Below are 18,014 nucleotides of genomic sequence, written 5' to 3' on the forward strand. Positions count from 1 at the left end.
CTACCTTCCTTTCTCCAGGGCGCGCGCCATGGGCTTGCGAGTCGCATGCGCTTCGCCGCTCATTTCGCGTGCCGCCGATATGGCGCGCATCTCCGCGCGCACGGACAGCCTGCCGCAGCGCTTGCGCGCTGCCTCACCATCCTTTTCTGAGAGCCGTTTTCTCGCGGATGTAGGCCCTGACGGACGGCTTTCCGCCGGGGCTTGCGCTAAAGGGGAGGCGTCGCTGTCGCCCGGCGATGCCAGCAAATCATCGAGGAGCGCCGCAGCTTGTTCGGGTGCGCGCGGCGCCTGCGCGGCGTGCGCGCGCCCATCGTGCCGATTCCCCTCGCGCGGCTCGGGCGCTTCGCGGGCGTCGTCTCTCATGCGGCACAGGCCGAGCCTCTCCGCGATGCGGTTCACCTTGCTCGCGTCCTCGGCCCGCACCAGAAGATCGACGGATTCGCCGTCCTTCTGCTTCACGACGGCGTATGCGATGCCGTAGCGTCGGGCCTCCTTCGCGAACCCTTTCAGATCGTCAAAGCGGATGGGGAACACGCGCAGCTCACGGCCCGATTTGAGCATCGCCGAAAGCCGCGCCCTGCCCTTGGTTTTCTCGTTGCTCGCCGCGGCCGCCAGCAGCATGGCGGCCGCGTTCTTCGCGCCGGCGCCCGTGATGCGCAGCGCCACCTCGGTTCCCTCGAGCGTCATCCTCACGATCTGCTCAGCAGCCTCGCTCGATGCGTCCATGACCTTCCACCTGCCTTTCCTCTCTGTTCGCTTCGGCGCCCTCGATCTGCGCGATGCGGGCCGGCAGCTCGGCGCTTCTTGCCCGGATGCGCGCGCAGGCGCGCGCCTCGCGCCTTGCGCCCCGCAGCTCCGACGCTATCTCGGCGATGCGGGGGTTTGGGGGCGCGGGGGATCCCGCCGCCTTGGAGCGCCTCGCCTCGTTGCGCAGCGCGCGGCGTTCGGCCTGCAGCGCCTCGGACTTGTCGGCCAAGGCTCTTTCGTATGCCGCCAGCTGGGATCGCGTCTCTATCCCCTCGCGCGCGAGCAGCGCGAGCTCCCCCGATATGGCTTCGAGTTCGCGCAGATCCTCGCGCAGCAGGAAATGCGCCCGCCCGCCTGGCGCCCTCTGCCTCTTCGCGCCGTTGAGCAGCGCCATGTACCTGCGGTACAGGCTCACGAGCGTGCCCTTCGGCACGGGCGGGCGCTCCTTGGGAGCGGGCCTCGGCCTGCCGAGGGGCAGGCGCTGGCGGCTGTTGGCGAGGATGCGCGCGCCGATGCCCTCCTGCGAGTACGCGTCCCCGAAATTGCGGCGCAGGCGCACGAAACGCTCCTTGCCGGGCGGGCGCACCGATATGTCCTTGCCCACCTTCACGTCGTAGCCCATCGCGCGCAGGTTCGCGTGGAACTGGCGCATGCTCGCCGCACGCCCTACGGCCTCGTCCACGTCGGCCTTCACGAGCGAGCGCCACGTGGGGCGCCCCTCGCGCTCGGCGCGCCATTCGGCGTGGTGGCGCGCGCCGCCGCGCCCGGGGCTCTCCACCACCGAAAGACCATGCTCCCGGCACAGTTCGTCGGACGCTTCGCGCATCGCGCGGTAGCAGGCGGCGTCTCGGTGGAAGCGCCTGCCGTCGGCGAAGGACACAGAGTTGACCACGAAGTGGTTGTGGAGGTGGGCCTTGTCCAGATGGGTGGCCACCACAACCTCGAAGCGGCCGCCCCACAGCTCTTGGGCGAGGGCGACGCCCACCTCGTGGGCCGTGGCGGGGTCGGTCTCGCCGGGCGCGAACGCCTGGTATCCGTGGAAGGCCACGATGCCGCCCGTCTTGCCGTATTGGCGCTTGGTCGCGTTCATCTCTTCCAGCGCCGTGGCGGGCAGGCAGTTGACGCCGGTCACGTACAGCTGCCGCTCGGTCTTGCCGGGGTCGGCGGCGTAGAGGATGGCGGCGCCCACGCCCTGGAGCTCCCACTCGTCGGGCGAGCCTTCGGCCTTGTCCGGGTTCCCGGCGTACCCGAGCACGCGCGCCAGGCGCCCTTCGACCTTCCAAATCGACGTGACGGCCACCTCATCGCCTCCTTCCCGGCTCTTTGACCGCCGCCACGATCTCGCGGAGCGCGGCTTCGAGCCTTCGCGCCTCGGCGTCGTAGCGGGCGGCGTCCACGGTGCCGAGGGCGTGGGCCTTGCGCGCGATCTGGTTGAGGTTGTTCCCGATGGCGTGCAGCTCGCGGGTCATCGCCAGGTAGTCGGGCGGCGGCTTCGGCCTCGGGTCGATGCCCCCTATGAGCGCGCGCAGGTACGCCTCCTGCGACCAGCCCGCCCTGCGCGCCGCCTCTTTGAGCCGCGCCAGCTCTTCCTCCGTGAGCCTCACCGTGGCCTTGCGCGTGCGCCTTTCCATTCGCCGCCTCCCTTCGCGGGGTTGCAGGGGGTGCCCCCTGCGTCTGCCGAGCGCCAGCGCTCGGCGTTGCTTGCTGGTACGCGACGGTTTTCCGCCGCCTCGGCGGCGGACTTCGCAACCCGCCGAAAGAAAGATCACCTTCCCCTGTCGGGCGCTCGGCCTCTGGAGCGGCGGGCCAAGAGGAACTCATTCACGTCCTTACCCTCCGGGGGAGGCTCCATCGACGCCGCCACGCCGCGAGAAGCGGCTGCGCGCGCGATCTCGCGGGCGGCCCGCCTGCCCGCCTCGTCGTTGTCGAGATGCAAGGCCAACGAGGCGATGTATGGGCGGTCGTCAAGATGCTGCGCGAGGGCGAGCGGCAGCTTCGGGGCTCCGTTGCGCGCATGGGGGACCGACACCCCGCCGAGGGACAGCATCCCCAAGCTGGCCGTCTGCTTGCCCTCGTGCTCGAGGATGGTCGCGTAGGAAAGCGCGTCTATGGCGCTCTCGAAAACATGGAGCACGCCGTTGTTTCGGACGCTTTGCAGGGAGAACGCGAAGCGCTTGTCGGATCTGGGAGCCTCGCCCTTGAAGCCTCCCTCGCACGAGCGCAAGGCCGCGTACCTCGGAACGCCCGTGCGGTCCCTGCCGACGAACACCGCGCACGCGACCCCGCCGCGCATGGTGCCGTAGACGTCTCCGGCATCCACGAGGCCCTTCAGCAGGCTGCGCGAGATGCCGCGCGATTCGAGGTACCGCATCGCATCGTCGTCGGCGCACCGGCGTGGGAGGCGAAACGCCGGGCGCGGCGCGCTCGCCGGTGGGGCGGCATGCGCGGGCGGGGATGCTCTCGCAACGGCAGGGCGGTCGGCCCGCAGATGCTCCACGGCGTCGAGGAAGGCCATGTCGCGCACTTTGACGAGGAAGTCGAGCGCGCTCCTGCCGCCGAGACCCCGGCTCCACCAGAACCACTTGCCGTTGGAGATCTTAAGGCTGTCGTGTTCCTTCGTGCAGTAGACGCCGGGCGAAATGCGCACTAGCTCGTCGGGTTCGCGCTCTTGCAGGTAAGTAAGCAGGTCAACCCGCTTCACTTCAGCGATGATTTCAGGGTCGACGTATGGCATGTTTTCGTCCTTTTCTTGTCTTCGGATTTGCCTGTGGCCGCCGGAGCGGCGCGGCGTGCCCCCATTCGCCTTCGCTTCGCCATGCCGATTCGAGATGCGCGGAACGCGGCGTGCCCAAGAGACACTGAAAGGGGTAGAATGGCGGGCATGGTGAATCCGAGTGAAACATACACTGCATGGAGCATCGGGGAGGGCGCGCACGAGGTGACGGGGCTCAAGCCGATGCTGAACCCGGAGGAGCAGGTTGCGCTTCTGAAGGCGAAAGGCGTCTCGTTCGAGCGATGCGGCGAGGAGCAAGCCGCGGACGCTTTGGCCCGCCGGGGAACCTTCGTGCACCTCGCGTCATGCCGCAGGCTGTTCCAGAAGCACGCGTCCGGCGACGACCGGGGGAAGTACGTGAGGCTTGACTTCGCCGACCTGCTGGCTCTCGATGCGCTCGACGACGAGCTCCGCAAGGCGTTCCTAGCTGTCTCGCAAGACGTGGAGCGGCTGGCCAAGACCTCCATGGTGACGCGCGCCTCCAGGCTCGACGACGAGGACGGCTACGGCATAGTCGCCGATTTCATGAGGGCGCAACAGAGGAGATACCGCAGCTACATCGAGCGGGATCTCTCCTCGCGCATGTCCGCCGGCATCGTCGGCGACGTTTACACCGGGCGCATCATCGGCCATTACCGAGACGCGATGCCCGTATGGGCGTTTTTGGAGGTGGTCACGTTCGGAACGGCGCTGGCCTTCTGCCTGTTCTGCTCCGAGCGATGGGACGACGCCGTCATGCGGGAGGAGCACTACATCCTCAAGGGCGTGAAGGCCGTGAGGAACTGCTGTTCCCACGGCAGCTGCATAGTCAACGGGATGGACGGCTCCAACGAGTGCGATTACGCGCTTTCCAGCCTGGTCTACGATTGGCTCGCCGAGAAAGGCGTCGGCAACAGCAAGACGCGCCGCGCCAAGTTAAGGAACCGTCGTATGCAGCAGCTCCTCGAGACGCTCGTGATGTTCGACCGATTGGGAGGGCCGGCGATCTGTCCCCGTTCGACGGCGCTGCTGGAAGGGCTGCGCGCGAGTCTTCTCGGCACGTGCGAGAGCTACGGCGTCCAGAACGGGTTCGTGTCGTACCTGAGGTTTCTGGCGAATCTCATTGACAAGGCGCTCGGCTGATGGCACCATAACCTCAGATTCAAAAACCTTCGGGTTTTGTATGGGCCAATCCCGCTGGGATTGGCTCTAGTTTTTTGGGCTTGGTTGGCTCTCACGTCGCTTCAACTGCGTCTTCCGAACCGACGTCCGGCAGATCGCCCTCGTTTGCCCGACGGCGGAGCTCGGTTTGGCGGTGACTTCCATGAACACAAAAGGGCCGAAAAAGAAGAAGCAGCATTACGTTCCGAAGTTCTACTTGCGTGGGTTTTGCGGGAGCGGCGACACGGTGTTCGCGCTAGATAAGGAGTCGGGGGGAATATTTACACCCTCGGTTGGCGATTTCTGTGCGGAGAGGTACCTGTACGAATCCCTATCGAACGACCCCAACTGGTACAAGGGGAAATTTGTCTATCCGAACTACACCGAGGACGGCCTCTGCGAACTGGAGAGCGCTTTTGCCCCCGTCCTGAAAAGGGTGGCGGCCCTGTGCGTGCCGAACGCCCCGTTCACGTGCGTCGGCGATGACGACGCGAGAATCATCGCGTCTTTTGTGGCGAATGCGATTGCTCGCCATCCCAGCGTGTTCAAGCCCCTCCGGAATGAGCTTATGTTGTCGGCTTCGGAAGAAGACCTCTCTCCGTATCGCGACCTTATGAGGGCTCTGGGGCACGAGGGCGCGTTCGAGGGGGTGGCGGCGGAAGGCGTCACGCGCCGCCTGCTGCTAGATACGGGCGACGGGTCCTACCAAGGGCTCATCGTAGGAGAGCTGCTCGAAATGGAGGGGATCGTCCTGCGCGCGCCCGGGTGCGCCTCGTTCGCCACCGCGTCTTTCCCCGTCCTCCCCGTTGTTCGGGAAACAGGGGGGCGGGATCGCCTCTCCTCTCTGTACTGCCCTATCAGCCCGAATGCGGCCGTCATCTACGGCCCCGGCCCCCGTCGGGGGATGGGAGGTTGCGAGCTGCTCGGCGCGCGCGATGTCGTCAGGCTCAACGCCGCCTACTTCGAGGCGGACTTCGTCCGCTTCGTCGTAGCGAAGGACAGGCGGACCCTGGAAGAGGCCCGCTCTTTCGCCGAGGCTAAACGGCCTTCTCCACCCTCTCGCCGATCCATTTGACGACCGGGACGGCCATGGCGTTTCCGAGGGCTCTGTAGCGGCGGCCGTCCGGAGCCGGCTTGCCGCGGAACTCCACGTTCGTCCAGTTGTCCGGGAAGCCTTGCAGCCTCTCGCACTCCAACGGCGTGAGCCGCCTGACCGCCGGACCCTGCAGGACGTGGCTCGCCTGCTTGACGCCGGGATGCGCGGCGAGCGCGCCCACGTGGCTGCCCGACCCGCCGACGAAGCGCACCTCGTCGCGCGTGTTCTGGGCGAACGCCGCGACGGGGCCCACGCACGACGGGGAGCCGCCCACCTTCAGCGTGCCCGCCAGGTCCACGTCGCACGCCGCGTTGGCCGCGTCCCCCGAAAGGCACGCCATGGGCGGCCCCTTGGCGACGTTCGCCGTGAGGCACCCGCACAGGCCGTCGCCCACGTGCGCGTTCGCATGGGTGGACGCGAGGCACAGGGCCTCGCGCGGCGGCCCGCCCGCAGGCAGGGCCACGGCGTGGCGGTCGGCGGCGGTGAGGGTGTACATGCCTTTCTCGTCGGGGTCGCAGAAGCCCGCGCCATTGCCCCCGTTTTCAGGCTTTCGGCCTATGGAGTTGCCAACGATGCCGTAGACGGCGGGCGCGTGCCAGTCGGCCGTGAGGGTGGGCGATTGCTCGGCGGCGTGGCCTACCGACCCGCTGGCGGGGGCGGCGGAGTACTTGAAGCCTGCCGTTCGAGCGCCTCCTCCAGCTGCGGCGGCAAGGAGCGCCCTCTTCTCCTTGCCCGGCGGATGATCCCAGCGCATGCAGTGGGGCTCAAATAGTATCTCGCAGGCACGGGCGGCGCTTCCAAGCACTCCGACAAGAAAGACACGCTCGCGTCGCTGGGCCAAGCCGAAGAATTGCGCGTCCAGAATTCTCCATGCCAGACCGTACCCGACCTCATCCATCGCCCGGAGCAGGCATCGGAAAGCCTCCCCGTTCTCGCTCGAGAGCGCTCCCGGGACGTTCTCCCAGACAAAGCATCTCGGCATGACCTCACATACAGCTCGAATAAATTCGAGCATGAGGCCCGACTCGCCTTTGAGCCCCGTTCTCTTTCCGGCGACGGAAAAGCTCTGGCACGGGCTTCCGCCGATGACAACGTCGATCTCGCCACGCATCTCCTTCCACTCGACCTTCGATATATCTCCCAGGTTGGGCACGCTCGGGAAGCGAGTAGCGAGAACCGCGTTGCAGAACGGGTCGATCTCGCTGAAGGCGACCGCCTCCCAGCCGAGCGGCCCCCACGCGCAGCTCGCCGCCTCGATGCCTGAGAAAAGGCTCACGTACCTCACGAAGCCCCCTTCCCGCCGCGCGCTGCGGCGTTGGCTATTGACGACACCTTGCCGGGGGCGGCGCCCTCCCCGAACACGGCGACCATGCTCGGAAAGGGCGCGGGGCCCTGAGCGACGCCGGCGAGCTCGAACCTGATGCGGCCGCGAACGAGCCTTATCTCTGCATGGCCGAGGATGTAACGGTAGAACCACTCGGTGTCCGTGCGCGCCGCCACCAGCAGCGCGACCGTCGTGCGCGGCTTGGCGCCCTCGATTGCCGCCTTGCGCGCCCATGCCCCGACGCCCCGGCCGTAGGGCGGATTCACCCACACTCTCTCGCCGCCCCAGTCGGCCGCGAGCCCGTCGTCTCGTTTGGTGAGGTGCCTTTCGCATTTGGCGTTGGCGTCCGAGCTCGCCGCGTCGAGGGTGAAGTGGAACCCGGAATCGAGCGCCAAGAACAGCCACGCGGGGGTCTCCCAGTCGCCGCGCGCCGACGAGAAGGCCGCCCCGCCGGCGCCGGTGAAGCCGCCTGGCGGCGCTGCTGCCGCGCTTTTCACCGGCATAGCCCCGCCGCCTTTCGGATGGGCACCTCGCGCTCGCACACGTCAACGATGTGCAGGCACAGCCTCTCGGGGATGCGCCCGCGCTCGCGCGCGTTCGCCAGGCCCTGCGTGCCGGACTTCGACCCGCGCGGCGCCGACTCGTGGCAGGGCGCTCCGTTGCGGCACGGCGGGCGGAATCGCGGGTCGGAGGCGTTCGTGAATATGTCGGTCGGCTTCATGGCCCTCGCGCCGTATTGGCAGTAGGTGACGGTGTGGCGGGGGATGACCGCCATCATGTCCTGCTTGCGCAGGCCCGCGCGCGGGTTCTCTATGAAGTAGAGCGCCGGCCTCAGATCGCGGATGAGGCGGAGCATCGCCAGATCCACCCGGTCGCATTTGAGCGCGTAGTCGCTCACGGGGTCCAGGTTGCCGGTGTTGGCGTTCTTGCGCCTGTGGCGCGATATGCCCGCCATGGAGAACGTGGCGCAGTCCGGCGACGCCCACACCACGTCGGGCCGGCCGAATGCGCGCAGGACGTCCGGCGCTTTCAGGAACTCGATGTCGGCGTGGAGGTCGGCGGGCAGCGATTCGTCCCACTCCACCGAGAACACCTCGTGGCCCCGCTTTTCGAACGCCTCGCCGATGGAGCGCGTTCCGCTGAACAGTTCGAGCACTTTCATAAACATTCCCCCTTCGCGAAAAGGAACGCCCCGGCGTTGCCGCCAAGGCGCTCCATCGACCGATTCCGGTTTGCCGGCGATGAGGCGCATCTCGCGCGGCGCGGTGTGCGCCCTCACCGTTCGAACTCCTTTTTCTTTTCGGCACGTTCCGGCTCATGACCGTCGTCGCACAGCTGCTCGGGGCCGCTTTTTCCCACGTCGAGCAGGGCGTCGAGCTCCGCGAGGCGGGCGGACTTCTCTTTCAGCTCGCCTTCGTGGGGAAAAGGTTTGGTGGCCTCGGTGCGCGCAGCCTCCATCTGCCTGCGGGCTTCTTCGAGGCGCGCGCGGCACTCGTCAGCCTCCGCGCCCATCTTGGCGATGGCGTTGTCCAGCCTCGTCACGGCGCCTGCCGCATCACCGCCCAGCTCGCATTTGTGCTCGGCTTCGCCGACGATGCGCATCTCGAACGCCGCGCTCATGCGGTCGAACGTCAACTCCAGGGAGAACCCCCGGTACGACCCGAGCGGCATGGCCCCCGTCTCGGTCATCTCGCCGCGCGCCGCGAGCACCGCCTCGCCTGCCGCCGCACGCTCCCGGAAGGCGGTGCCGCGCACTTCCATCGAAAATGCCTCCTTCGTCGGCGGCGGGTTCGCCCTTGCCTTCGCGGCATCGGCCTCCAGCGATTCGAGGCGCGCCGACAGCGACGCCATGCGCTGCGGGTAGTCCTTGGCGGCCTTGTCCTCCAGCGCGTACTTCTGCGCTAGGTGGTCGGCCTTCAGCATCCGCAGGCGGGACACCTCGACATCGAGGCCCATGCGCTCCTTGACGAGCGGGTTTCCCGTGGCGAGCGCTTTGAGCTCGGCGTAGGAAAGCGCCGCCTCGTCAACGTCGGCGGCTGTGCGAACGGGCGACTTCGAAGTCATGACCTGCGCTATGAATCGCTGCTTTCCCTCTACGAGCTGGTAGAGGTACGCGTCGAAGGTGCCTTCGGTGACGTAGCGGTACGCCTCCACCTCGGCATTCATGTTGCCCTGGCGCTCGATGCGCCCGAGGCGCTGCTGGAGGTCGGCGGGGCGCCACGGGCAGTCGAGGTCGTGGATGGCGGCGAGCCTGCGCTGCACGTTGGTGCCCGCGCCCATCTTCTGCGTGGACCCCATGAGGATGCGCACGGCTCCGGCGTTCACCTTCCCGAAGAGGGCGAGCTTCTTCGCCTCGGTGTCGGTGTCGTGGATGAACGCCACCTCGCCCTCGGGCACGCCGCGCGCCTCGAGCTTGCGGCGCAGATCGTCGTACACGTTGAAGGACCCGTCGCCCTTCGGGGTGGAGAGGTCGCAGAACACGAGCTGGGTGAGCCTTTCCTCGGCGCCGTCGCGCCATATGCGCAGCACGTTCTCGCAGCAAGCGTTCACCTTGCTGCCCTCGAAGTCGGGCAGCGCGGGGTCGGCGAGGCGTTGGTCGAGGGCTATCTTGCGGCCGTCGTTGGTGATGAGGAGCATGTTGTCCTTCTCGGCGGGCACACTGCCCGCCCTCACCGCCTCGGCGCGCTCGGCGAGCCCCGCCACCAGCTCGCGCTGGACGGGGGAGGGCTGCACCGCCACGTTGCGCAGATGCACCTTGGGCGTGGGAAGCGCCAGCGTGTCCGCCGTCTGCACGTCGGCGACCTGTTTGAACATGGACATGAGCTCGGGTAGGTTATAGAAGCGCGAGAAGCGCGTTTTCTGCCGATAGCCCGTGCCTTCGGGGGCCAGCTCCAATGCCGTCACCGTCTCGCCGAACGTGGACGCCCAGCAGTCGAAGTGGGAAAGCCCCAAGCGCTCCAGCTCGCCGTATTGCAGGTAGCGCTGCATGGTGTAGAGCTCCGCCATCGAGTTGGACACCGGCGTGCCCGTGGCGAACACCGTGCCGCGTCCGCCGGTCTGCTCGTCGAGGATGCGGCACTTCATGAACAGGTCGGAAGACTTCATGGCCTCGCTCTGGGCGATGCCGCTGACGTTTCGCATCTTGGTGTGGAAGAACAGGTTCTTGTAGTAGTGGGCCTCGTCCACGAAGATCCGGTCGACGCCGAGCTCCTCGAACGTGAGCACGTCGTCCTTGTCGGTTTGGTCAGCGAACTTGGCGAGTCTCACGTTCAGGCGCTTCTTCGTGATCTCCATCTGCTTCACGCTGAACCGTTCGCCGTGCTGCGCCTTGATCTCGGCTATGCCGTCGGAGAGCTCGGCGATCTGGCTCTCTATGAACGCTCGCTGACGCTCCACCGATACGGGTATCTTCTCGAACTGGGTGTGCCCCATGATCACGCCGTCCCAGTCCCCCGAGGCGATGCGGGCGCAGAAGCGCCTGCGGTTGCGCCGCTCGAAGTCGCGCTTGGTGGCCACCAGCAAATTGGCGGCGGGGTAGAGCCTCAGCCATTCCGACGCCCACTGCCCCGTGAGGTGGTTCGGCACGACGAACAGGGGCTTGGAGCAAAGCCCTATGCGCCGCAATTCCATGGCGGCCGCCGCCATGGTGAATGTCTTGCCCGCTCCCACCTCGTGGGCGAGAAGCGCGTTTTTCCCGTAGAGGATGCGGGCGACGGCGTTTCTCTGGTGCGGCCTCAGCTCTATCTCGGGGTTCATGCCGGGAAACGCCAGGTGCGAGCCGTCGAACTCGCGTGGGCGGATGGCGTTGAACCGCTCGTTGTAGGCGGCGACCAGCCTCTCCCTGCGCGCCTGGTCTGAGAACACCCACTCCTTGAAGGCCGCCTTGATGGCCTCCTGCTTGGCGAGCGCCACCGCCGTCTCCTTCTTGTTGAGGACGGGTTTCTTCTTGCCGTTTTCGTCCTCGACGTAATCGACCACGCGCGCGTCCTTGAGGTTGAGCGTCTCCTCGATGATGTGGTAGGCGCTCATGCGGCGCGTGCCGTAGGTCGACAGCGCGCGCACGTTCGAGCCGTCGCGGCCCTTGCCCTCGATGCGCCACTGCGCCGTGGCGGCGGAATACCTCACGGCCACCTGTTCGCGGACCCAGTAGGGCGGGTCGAGCAGGTGGAGCACGAACTCGCGCACGTCGTCGGCGGGGATCCACGTCGCTCCGAGGCGCACGCTTATCTCGGCCGCCCCCAAATCGGGCGGCTGGGCGCAGCGCAGCGCCTCGATATTGGGAATGTACGAGGGGTCGGACGCGGCCGTCAGCTCGGCGATGCGCAGCTTCGCCCGCACGTTGCCGGAGAGGTATTCGTCGGCGGGCTGCCAGACGGGCTGCTCTCCGGTCGCCGTGGGAACGCGGAATATGGCGCCTTTCAGCGCTTCGGCCAGTTCGTTTTCCCCCATTCCGGTCAACCTCGCCATGTAGGGCAGATCGACCCGTCCGCGTTCAGACAGCGAGGCAGCCAGCGCCGCCTGGGGGTCGTCGGCGTGCGTCACGGGCGCGTTGGGCCGTATCGTGCGCTTGGAGAACATGTCCGCCTTGCGCTCGAAGTTCCCCTCGCCGTCGAGGATCTCCAATGCGCACAGCAGCGGGTAGGACGAGTCCTGCTTGAGCGCGGCGGCGTTCGCGCGCGAGTTCAGGATGCCGTGCTTCGCCGCGTAGGCGTCGTAGAGCGCGTTGAGCCTTGCGCGCTCGGCCTCCACCTCCGCATCGGGCGCGCCGTCCTTTTCGAGCGTTATGAGCCGTCGGGCGCAATCCCGTAGGGGGATCATTCCCCCGATTCGCTCAGCGGCCGCCTTCGAGGGATTCTGCCGGTGCATGAGGGGACCCATGCGGAAGTAGAGGGCGCCGCCAGATTCGGCGTAGGACCAGTCGCGCACGTCCGGGTCTGCGGGGATGGCGTCGCCGGGCTCGCTTTCGGGCGCATCCCATTCGGGGATGCGGGCGGTCATCTTGCCGAGGGCTTCGCGCAGCGCTTCTTCCAAGTCGGTGCCGGGCTTCGGCCTGCATTCGGAGTCCGCCCGCCCGTAGGCGTTCGTCGTCGCGGCGAGCTCGCCGAGCACCATGTCGGGGTGGGATGCGAAGTAGGAGTTCACGTCGATGCCCGCCTCGACGCGCTCGGTGTGCGCCCATTCGGGCTCGCAGACCTCGGCGCGCTCGCGCTTCTGGAGGATGACCACGTCCGCCGTGACTTCGGCATGCGGCGAGAAGGCCGTGTTGGGCAGGCGGACCGCTCCCACGAGCTCGGCGCGCTCGGCGATCCTTCTGCGGGCGGCGGGATTCTTCTTGTCGAGCGTGCCTTTGGACGTGACGAAAGCCACGATGCCTCCCGGCCTCACCAAGTCGAGCGCCCTCGCGAAGAACCAATCGTGCACGAGCAGCCCCTCGTCCCGATGGCGGGGATCGTCGACCTGGTAGCTACCGAAGGGCACGTTTCCCACCGCGACGTCGAACGATTCGTCGTCGAGGTCTGCGTGCTCGAAGCCGCCGTGGATGATCTCCGCGGACGGATGGAGGGCGCGGGCGATGCGCGCGGTCAGGCCGTCGAGCTCCACGCCGACGAGGCGGCAGTCCGAAAGCGCCTCCGGCATGGCGGCGAAGAACGCGCCCGTGCCGCACGACGGCTCCAGGATGTTTCCGCCCGCAAGCCCCATGCCCCGGATGGCCTCCCATATGGGGCGCGCGATCTCCTTCGGGGTGTAGAACGCCGTGAGCGTGGACGCGCGGGCCGCCGCGTACTCCCCGTCGGAGAGCAGCCGCCTCAGCCGGGCCTTCTCGTGCGCCCATTTGCCCGATTCCTCGTCAAACGCGTCGGCGAGGCCGCCCCAGCCCACGTAGCGTGCGAGCGCCTCGCGCTCTGCGGCGTCGGGCGGACGGCCTTCTCCCTCGATGGCCGCGAGCGCCTCGATGGCCGCGATGTTGCCGCGCAGCCGCCCGAGCGGGGTGGCGAGCTGTTCGGGATGCTCATTTGCCCCATCGTCGAACGAGAAAGCCAGCTGGCCCTGTTCGGGCGGCTTTGCCTCGGAACGGCGGGAGGCGGGCTTGTCGCCCGCCTCCCTTCGGCTTGTCTTGGTTTTCTCTTGGCCGCGCTGCTTTTCTAGGCGTACACGACCTTCATCGCCGCCGCTTCGCGGGCCGCTGCCGCCGCCTCGGCCATCTTCGCCGCCCACGCTGCCGGATCCGCCACCTTCGCCGCTTCGTCCAACCCCCTGCTCTTCGCCACGCGGGCCGCCAGGTCGTCCGCCATCGCCTCCGCGAGGGCTTCCGTCTCGGCCAGGTGCCTCGCCAGCGCCCCCTGCGCCAGCAGGTCCGCCCGCAGCTCGGGCTTGCTCGATCTCAGGTATTCGTCCCTCATCAGCGCGAACGGCCCCAGGTTCGCCGCCGCTTCCTCTTCCGTTGCCAGGGTCGGCAGCAGAAGACCACCGCCCTCCCTGTACGCCATCTCCATCGCCTCTCCTTTCATCGGGCTCTTTTGCCGGATTATGGACGGCGGCGGCCAAGGGCGCAAACGTGCGATGGGATGCTTCCGGGGCTCTTTCCCGCATCGCGGGGGCTATCGCGCGCAGGACGGCTGCGGCGGCGCTTGCCGTGCGGCAGCCGAGCGCGTTCATCGCCCGGACCGTGCCGAACATCGGCAGGGCGTCCGCCGCGCGCGGCGTGATGAGCGCGCCGCCTTCGATGCCGCAGCGCGACGCCGCCTCGTAGGCGGCAGATGCCGCCGCGAGCTCCAGAAGCAGATCCCCGGCCTCGGGGGCTTCGAGGCGTTCCAGGCCGCTTCCGCCGCGCGCTTCCCCGATGGCCGCGACGGCCGATTCCGCGTTTTCGCGTACGGCGGCGCTCGCCGCCTCGGCGATGGCCTCGATGGTGCCTTTCCTGGCATCAGCCCCGAAGGATTCATGGAGGGCGCCGACGATGGCCGCCTCCTGCTCCGGGCCGCCAGCCCAAAGCGGCAGCGGGCGGGCGGCGCGCCCGGGCGCCGTGTCCGACACGTCGAAGTAGTAGCGCAACCGCCCCGTTCCCGGGGCTCCGAACACGGCGATTCCGACTGATCCGCGCTTCACCCGCCGGCCGAACAGGGCATCCCAGCGCTCCAATTCCAACACCGCCGTGGCGTCCGGGCGCTGCGCGTGGACGAGCGCCTGCTCCGGGAAGGGCAGCTTGTAGTTGCGGCCCGCCGATTCGAGGAGCGCCTTCCACGCCTCGGGGCTTTCGCTCAAAGCGACGAGGGTCGTTCGGTAGAGTTCTTCAATGGTCCGGTACGTGCTCGCCACGCGTCACCTCCTCGGAAGCTTCGTAGGTTCGCTCGCAGGCGTGATTTCCCGCGGGCCCCTTGGTTAGAATCGGCCAAATCCTCCAATAGACGGGAGTTTTTCATGAGGAAGCTGCTCGCCCTGCTCAGGCTGGTGGCCGCCGTTTTCGCTCTGGCGGCTGCCGCCTACGTTTGCCTCGTCGTTTTCGGCGTTTTCTCGGCTCTCGACAGCGCGACCTCCGGGTATTCCATCTACCGCTAGCCGGCAGGTGGCGAATGGCCCTCGCGGGCCGCCCGCCCGCCGCGCGCGTTCTCATCGGATCTCGGGGATTTCGCGCTCGCCGAGTTCTTCGGCGTCCTTCTCGCGGCACCGCTTCATAGCGACGGCAAGGCATCCGAAGCCGGCCGCCGCGATGGCGGCCGAGACGGCGGCCAAGGGCGCGAGGTTCACGCCGGTCTTGTCGAAGGGCTCGCCCCCTTCGACTGCGGGCGCAGGGGTCGCCTCGTCCTCCATGGTCACTGTCTGAACGTCGCCCGTGGCCTCGACCTCGAATTCAACGTCCTCCGCCAGCTCATAGCCCTCGGGCGCGCTTTCCTCGTGCAAGGTGTACGTTCCCGGCGCGAGCTTCTCTATGCGGTGGGGCTCTTCGGCGGAAACCCACTCCTCCACCACGGCGCCCTCGGCGTCGAGCACCTGCATGGCCGCCCCGGAAAGCGGCGCGCCCGTTTCCGCGTCCACCTTCTCGGCATCGACCTTGGTGAAGTCGTCCTCCATGGTCACCTTCTGGGAAACCTGGCCGGACACCACCTCGAAATCCACGCTGTTTGCGACCAGGTAGCCCTCGGGGGCGATCTCCTCGCGCAGGGTGTAGGAGCCCTCGTCGAGCACGATCTCGTGCGGCTCTTCCCCGGACACCCATTCGTCCACCACGTTGCCTTCGGCGTCGGTCACTTGGAGCGTGGCGCCCGGAAGCTCCTCGCCCGTCACGATGTCGGCTTTGGAGATGGAGACGTGCGGCTTGTCCGAGTTCACCAGCGTCCCGAGGTCGATGGTCGCGCCGTCTCGGTACACGCTCACCTCGAACGCGGGGATGAGTTCCCGGTCGGCGTTCGCCTCGCAGGGCTGCTCTTCCACGATGTAGGCGTCATACGGCAGCGCGCCCAAGGCGTCGTCGGGCTCCCCGCCGCCGAACCACACGCCGGACTCCGCCGTGCCGCCGTTGGTGTCGGCGGTGTGGGGGTTCCACGACGCGGCGGTGGATGCGCAGCCGTTGGCGTCGGTGACGATGGTGTGGCTTTCTCCAGTGGTGGCGCTGGTGACGAGGAACGGCACGCCGGCCATGCGGCCTTGGTCGCCCTCGCCGACCTTCACGAGTTTCAAGTCGCCTCGGATGACCTGCTCAGTGAGCTCGTCGGCCACCTCGTGTTCGAAAACGGGCGATTCGCTGCCCGCCATGTCCGCTGTGACGGTTATCTCGTGGGCCTCGGGGTCGGGCAGGTAGCCGGCGGGCGCTTTCGTCTCCTTGATGGTCACGGTGCCGAGGGGGATGCCCTCGAAAGCCAGCTTCGAGTTCTCCACGACGCCCTTCGCGGTCACGTATTCGCCGCCGTGGAGGTAGGTGGCCTCGTACTCCGCGCCGTCGAGAGATGCGGCTCCCTGTGGCTCGGGCAGCAAGGTTTCGGCGTCTTTCTTGATGAGCGTGAGATTCACCGTGACGGGGGCGTCTTGCGCGTTCACGTGAACGTTGCCGCCGGCGACCGTCACGTGGAACTCCTCCTGGGAAAGCGCGTAGCCCGCTGGCGCGCTGATCTCGCGCACGACGTAGTCGCCGTTGGGCAGCTTCTCGGAGGTCTGCCCGTGGCCGCTCTCGTCGGTGGTGAACTGCGCCACGAGGCTTCCGCCCTGGTAGACGCCGTAGACCGCGCCGGCGAGCGTGTACTCGCCGTTGCCGGCCGTCACCGACGCATCGGCGCTCGTCTTGTCGAGCGTGACGAAGCCGCCCTCGGACAGCCCCCTGTACACGGCGAAGCTGGCGTAGGTCTTGCCGTGCCCGCCGTCGATGCCCCACATGTAGTCGAATCGCACGTTGCAGGTGCCGAAGTGTTCGCTCCATGCGTGATAGACCGTTGCGCCTTCGCCCGCGATGGCGCAGTGCACGGTGGCACCCGACGCGTTGGAGAACACGATGACGTCGCCCGGCTTCACGGTTCCCGCCGCGAACGCGGCGTTGTAGTCATCCGCCGACGAGCCGCGGAACGTCTCGTGCGCGGCGCAGAACGCCGCGATGGCGTCCGTTCCGCAGTTGCCGGGGCTTCCGCCGGGCCAGCTCAGCCCGTAGACGTTGGCGATGACCCAGCCGACGAACCCCGAGCAATCCCAGCCCGAGGTGCCTTTGCCTCCCCAGACGTAGGGCGTGCCCATCAGGTCTTCTATGCCGCCTTTCACTTCCTCCCAAGTGGCGTCGCTGAGCGAGCCGTCTGCCGCGTATGCCGCTTGGCTGCGCGAAGGAAGCCCCGCGAACACCGCCGCCGCGACGAGGAGGGCCGCGAGCATGCAGCGGATTATCTTGCCCGCAGCGCGGCCGTTGGTTGCCTGTGCTTTCATGTTCTTCTCCTTGCGTTGTCGTTTTCTGCGTTTGCGTGCCGGACGTTCGGATCGCCCTTACATTCCGTGCTCCCTTCTCTCGCTTTGAGGCCGTCAGCTTTCCGCGGGCTGCGCGTACACGAGCGTCCTCTCGTTCGCGTAGGTCGTGTACGAGCAGGTCACGAACGTGAACAGCTGCGAAGCGTTTTCGTCGTTCGATATGCGCACGTCGCACTCCTCGAAGCGTTGCGCGTACCAGGCGCGCATCTCGTCGGCGGATGAGAAGTCCGTCCGCTTGGCGTTTTCGCTGCCGTCGATCACGTCCACCGCCGACACGGAAAGCTCCATGGCCCCGTTGGGAGTTTGCAGCTCGATGGTCGGATGCGAGCGCGCGAACGCCTCGTCCGAGTAGCGCGCGAAGTCAGCGAACATCGCCACGAATCCGCCGCCCATGTTGTGACCGAACACCACCGCGCTCATGCCGCCCACGCCGTCGCACGCCGCGTCCACGTAGGGGCATCCGTAGGGGTTCCACGAGCGGTAGATGTCGTGGCTCAGGTAGTAATCGGGGTCGCCGCCCGGCGCCTGCACGACGGCGTAGTCGATGGCGGTGCCATCGACGCTCACCCACGCGACGATCGCGGGGTTCACAACCCGCCAGTAATCCCAATCGACCCCTTCGGCATCTGCCGCGGTGGGCGATTCGTTCGAAGCCATTGCGGAAACCGCTGCCGCTGACAGGCTTCCGAACGGCTGCCCCCTGGGGTTGGGCACCACCGACGCGGCGCTTCCGGCGGTCGATGCCTGGAAGGCGGCCATCGCCCCGCAGAGGGCGAGCAGCAGGATCCCGGCGAGAAGCCAGCCCGCCGCCCTCCGCCTCGGTCGCTTGTGGTCGGCTTCGCTCATTGGCTGCCCCCTTCCAAAACCGAAGGCGGCCCCGCAGAGCCGCCTTCGGTTTTCGTTTCTCTCCGGTATGAGGTTTTATTTCCGGCAAGGTTGGTTGCCATCCCCTTCTTCGGCTGGTAATCCCCGGAAGGGGGTGGGGTGTGGGGAGG

14 protein-coding genes are annotated in these 18,014 nt (G+C 67.5%); 3 read left to right on the plus strand and 11 right to left on the minus strand.

The window, feature by feature from the left end:
- The 4 genes from GO707_RS10545 to GO707_RS10560 all read right to left on the minus strand — a co-directional run bounded on the left by GO707_RS10545 (position 1) and on the right by GO707_RS10560 (position 3,481).
- Positions 1-726: a PcfB family protein gene (locus GO707_RS10545; RefSeq protein WP_114518389.1), complete on the minus strand. Its 726-nt coding sequence runs from the start codon at positions 724-726 to the stop codon at positions 1-3.
- Complete coding sequence (locus tag GO707_RS10550; protein ID WP_335878790.1) at positions 701-2,002, minus strand: relaxase/mobilization nuclease domain-containing protein; 1,302 nt, start codon at positions 2,000-2,002, stop codon at positions 701-703. Before GO707_RS10550 ends, GO707_RS10545 begins: the two co-directional genes overlap by 26 nt.
- A 46-nt stretch (positions 2,003-2,048) precedes the next feature.
- Positions 2,049-2,378 (minus strand): MobC family plasmid mobilization relaxosome protein, encoded by a 330-nt coding sequence (locus GO707_RS10555; RefSeq protein WP_009305529.1) that lies wholly within the window; start codon positions 2,376-2,378, stop codon positions 2,049-2,051.
- A gap of 134 nt (positions 2,379-2,512) precedes the next feature.
- Positions 2,513-3,481: a toprim domain-containing protein gene (locus GO707_RS10560; protein WP_114518388.1), complete on the minus strand. Its 969-nt coding sequence runs from the start codon at positions 3,479-3,481 to the stop codon at positions 2,513-2,515.
- 138 nt (positions 3,482-3,619) lie between these two features.
- Here GO707_RS10560 and GO707_RS10565 point away from each other — a divergent pair, with 138 nt between their 5' ends.
- Both GO707_RS10565 and GO707_RS10570 read left to right on the plus strand, forming a co-directional pair.
- Complete coding sequence (locus tag GO707_RS10565; protein WP_114518387.1) at positions 3,620-4,642, plus strand: Abi family protein; 1,023 nt, start codon at positions 3,620-3,622, stop codon at positions 4,640-4,642.
- 172 nt (positions 4,643-4,814) lie between these two features.
- Positions 4,815-5,735, plus strand: coding sequence for a DUF4238 domain-containing protein (locus tag GO707_RS10570; RefSeq protein ID WP_223901145.1), 921 nt, complete (start codon positions 4,815-4,817; stop codon positions 5,733-5,735).
- On the opposite strand, the gene GO707_RS12795 is transcribed toward GO707_RS10570, so the two are convergent.
- The 5 genes from GO707_RS12795 to GO707_RS12905 form a co-directional block, all read right to left on the minus strand.
- A complete protein-coding gene (locus tag GO707_RS12795) occupies positions 5,698-7,041 on the minus strand; it encodes a DNA cytosine methyltransferase (RefSeq protein WP_114518386.1) in 1,344 nt (447 codons plus the stop codon). The two genes, GO707_RS10570 and GO707_RS12795, sit on opposite strands and share 38 nt — an antisense overlap.
- A complete protein-coding gene (locus tag GO707_RS10580) occupies positions 7,038-7,583 on the minus strand; it encodes a DNA N-6-adenine-methyltransferase (RefSeq protein WP_114518385.1) in 546 nt (181 codons plus the stop codon). Before GO707_RS10580 ends, GO707_RS12795 begins: the two co-directional genes overlap by 4 nt.
- Positions 7,574-8,242, minus strand: a complete 669-nt coding sequence (locus tag GO707_RS10585) for a DNA cytosine methyltransferase (RefSeq protein ID WP_181872292.1) — start codon at positions 8,240-8,242, stop codon at positions 7,574-7,576. Before GO707_RS10585 ends, GO707_RS10580 begins: the two co-directional genes overlap by 10 nt.
- Before the next feature lie 113 nt (positions 8,243-8,355).
- Entirely contained in the window at positions 8,356-13,296 is a 4,941-nt protein-coding gene (locus GO707_RS10590; RefSeq protein ID WP_227791250.1) for an N-6 DNA methylase, read from the minus strand.
- Positions 13,224-13,589, minus strand: coding sequence for a TnpV protein (locus GO707_RS12905; protein WP_139912926.1), 366 nt, complete (start codon positions 13,587-13,589; stop codon positions 13,224-13,226). Before GO707_RS12905 ends, GO707_RS10590 begins: the two co-directional genes overlap by 73 nt.
- A gap of 910 nt (positions 13,590-14,499) precedes the next feature.
- Here GO707_RS12905 and GO707_RS12070 point away from each other — a divergent pair.
- On the plus strand, positions 14,500-14,637 hold the full coding sequence (locus tag GO707_RS12070; RefSeq protein ID WP_009608915.1) for a hypothetical protein: 138 nt from the start codon (positions 14,500-14,502) through the stop codon (positions 14,635-14,637).
- A 51-nt stretch (positions 14,638-14,688) separates the two neighbouring features.
- Here the strand turns inward: GO707_RS12070 and GO707_RS10595 are convergent, their stop codons facing one another.
- Both GO707_RS10595 and GO707_RS10600 read right to left on the minus strand, forming a co-directional pair.
- On the minus strand, positions 14,689-16,980 hold the full coding sequence (locus GO707_RS10595; protein ID WP_009305537.1) for a SpaA isopeptide-forming pilin-related protein: 2,292 nt from the start codon (positions 16,978-16,980) through the stop codon (positions 14,689-14,691).
- A gap of 93 nt (positions 16,981-17,073) precedes the next feature.
- Positions 17,074-17,865, minus strand: a complete 792-nt coding sequence (locus tag GO707_RS10600; RefSeq protein ID WP_009305538.1) for a class B sortase — start codon at positions 17,863-17,865, stop codon at positions 17,074-17,076.
- Between the last annotated feature and the right edge of the window lie 149 nt (positions 17,866-18,014).

Origin of the sequence: Adlercreutzia rubneri, assembly GCF_009755265.1 — a bacterium.
GTDB lineage: Bacteria > Actinomycetota > Coriobacteriia > Coriobacteriales > Eggerthellaceae > Adlercreutzia > Adlercreutzia rubneri.

What these genes read in the sequence shown, in the direction of transcription:
- GO707_RS10545 (WP_114518389.1), bottom strand. Translation starts at nt 726, where the DNA reads ATGGACGCATCGAGCGAGGCTGCTGAGCAGATCGTGAGGATGACGCTC.
- GO707_RS10555 (WP_009305529.1), bottom strand. Translation starts at nt 2,378, where the DNA reads ATGGAAAGGCGCACGCGCAAGGCCACGGTGAGGCTCACGGAGGAAGAG.
- GO707_RS10560 (WP_114518388.1), bottom strand. Translation starts at nt 3,481, where the DNA reads ATGCCATACGTCGACCCTGAAATCATCGCTGAAGTGAAGCGGGTTGAC.
- GO707_RS10565 (WP_114518387.1), top strand. Translation starts at nt 3,620, where the DNA reads ATGGCGGGCATGGTGAATCCGAGTGAAACATACACTGCATGGAGCATC.
- GO707_RS10580 (WP_114518385.1), bottom strand. Translation starts at nt 7,583, where the DNA reads ATGCCGGTGAAAAGCGCGGCAGCAGCGCCGCCAGGCGGCTTCACCGGC.
- GO707_RS10585 (WP_181872292.1), bottom strand. Translation starts at nt 8,242, where the DNA reads ATGAAAGTGCTCGAACTGTTCAGCGGAACGCGCTCCATCGGCGAGGCG.
- GO707_RS12905 (WP_139912926.1), bottom strand. Translation starts at nt 13,589, where the DNA reads ATGAAAGGAGAGGCGATGGAGATGGCGTACAGGGAGGGCGGTGGTCTT.
- GO707_RS12070 (WP_009608915.1), top strand. Translation starts at nt 14,500, where the DNA reads ATGAGGAAGCTGCTCGCCCTGCTCAGGCTGGTGGCCGCCGTTTTCGCT.
- GO707_RS10595 (WP_009305537.1), bottom strand. Translation starts at nt 16,980, where the DNA reads ATGAAAGCACAGGCAACCAACGGCCGCGCTGCGGGCAAGATAATCCGC.
- GO707_RS10600 (WP_009305538.1), bottom strand. Translation starts at nt 17,865, where the DNA reads ATGAGCGAAGCCGACCACAAGCGACCGAGGCGGAGGGCGGCGGGCTGG.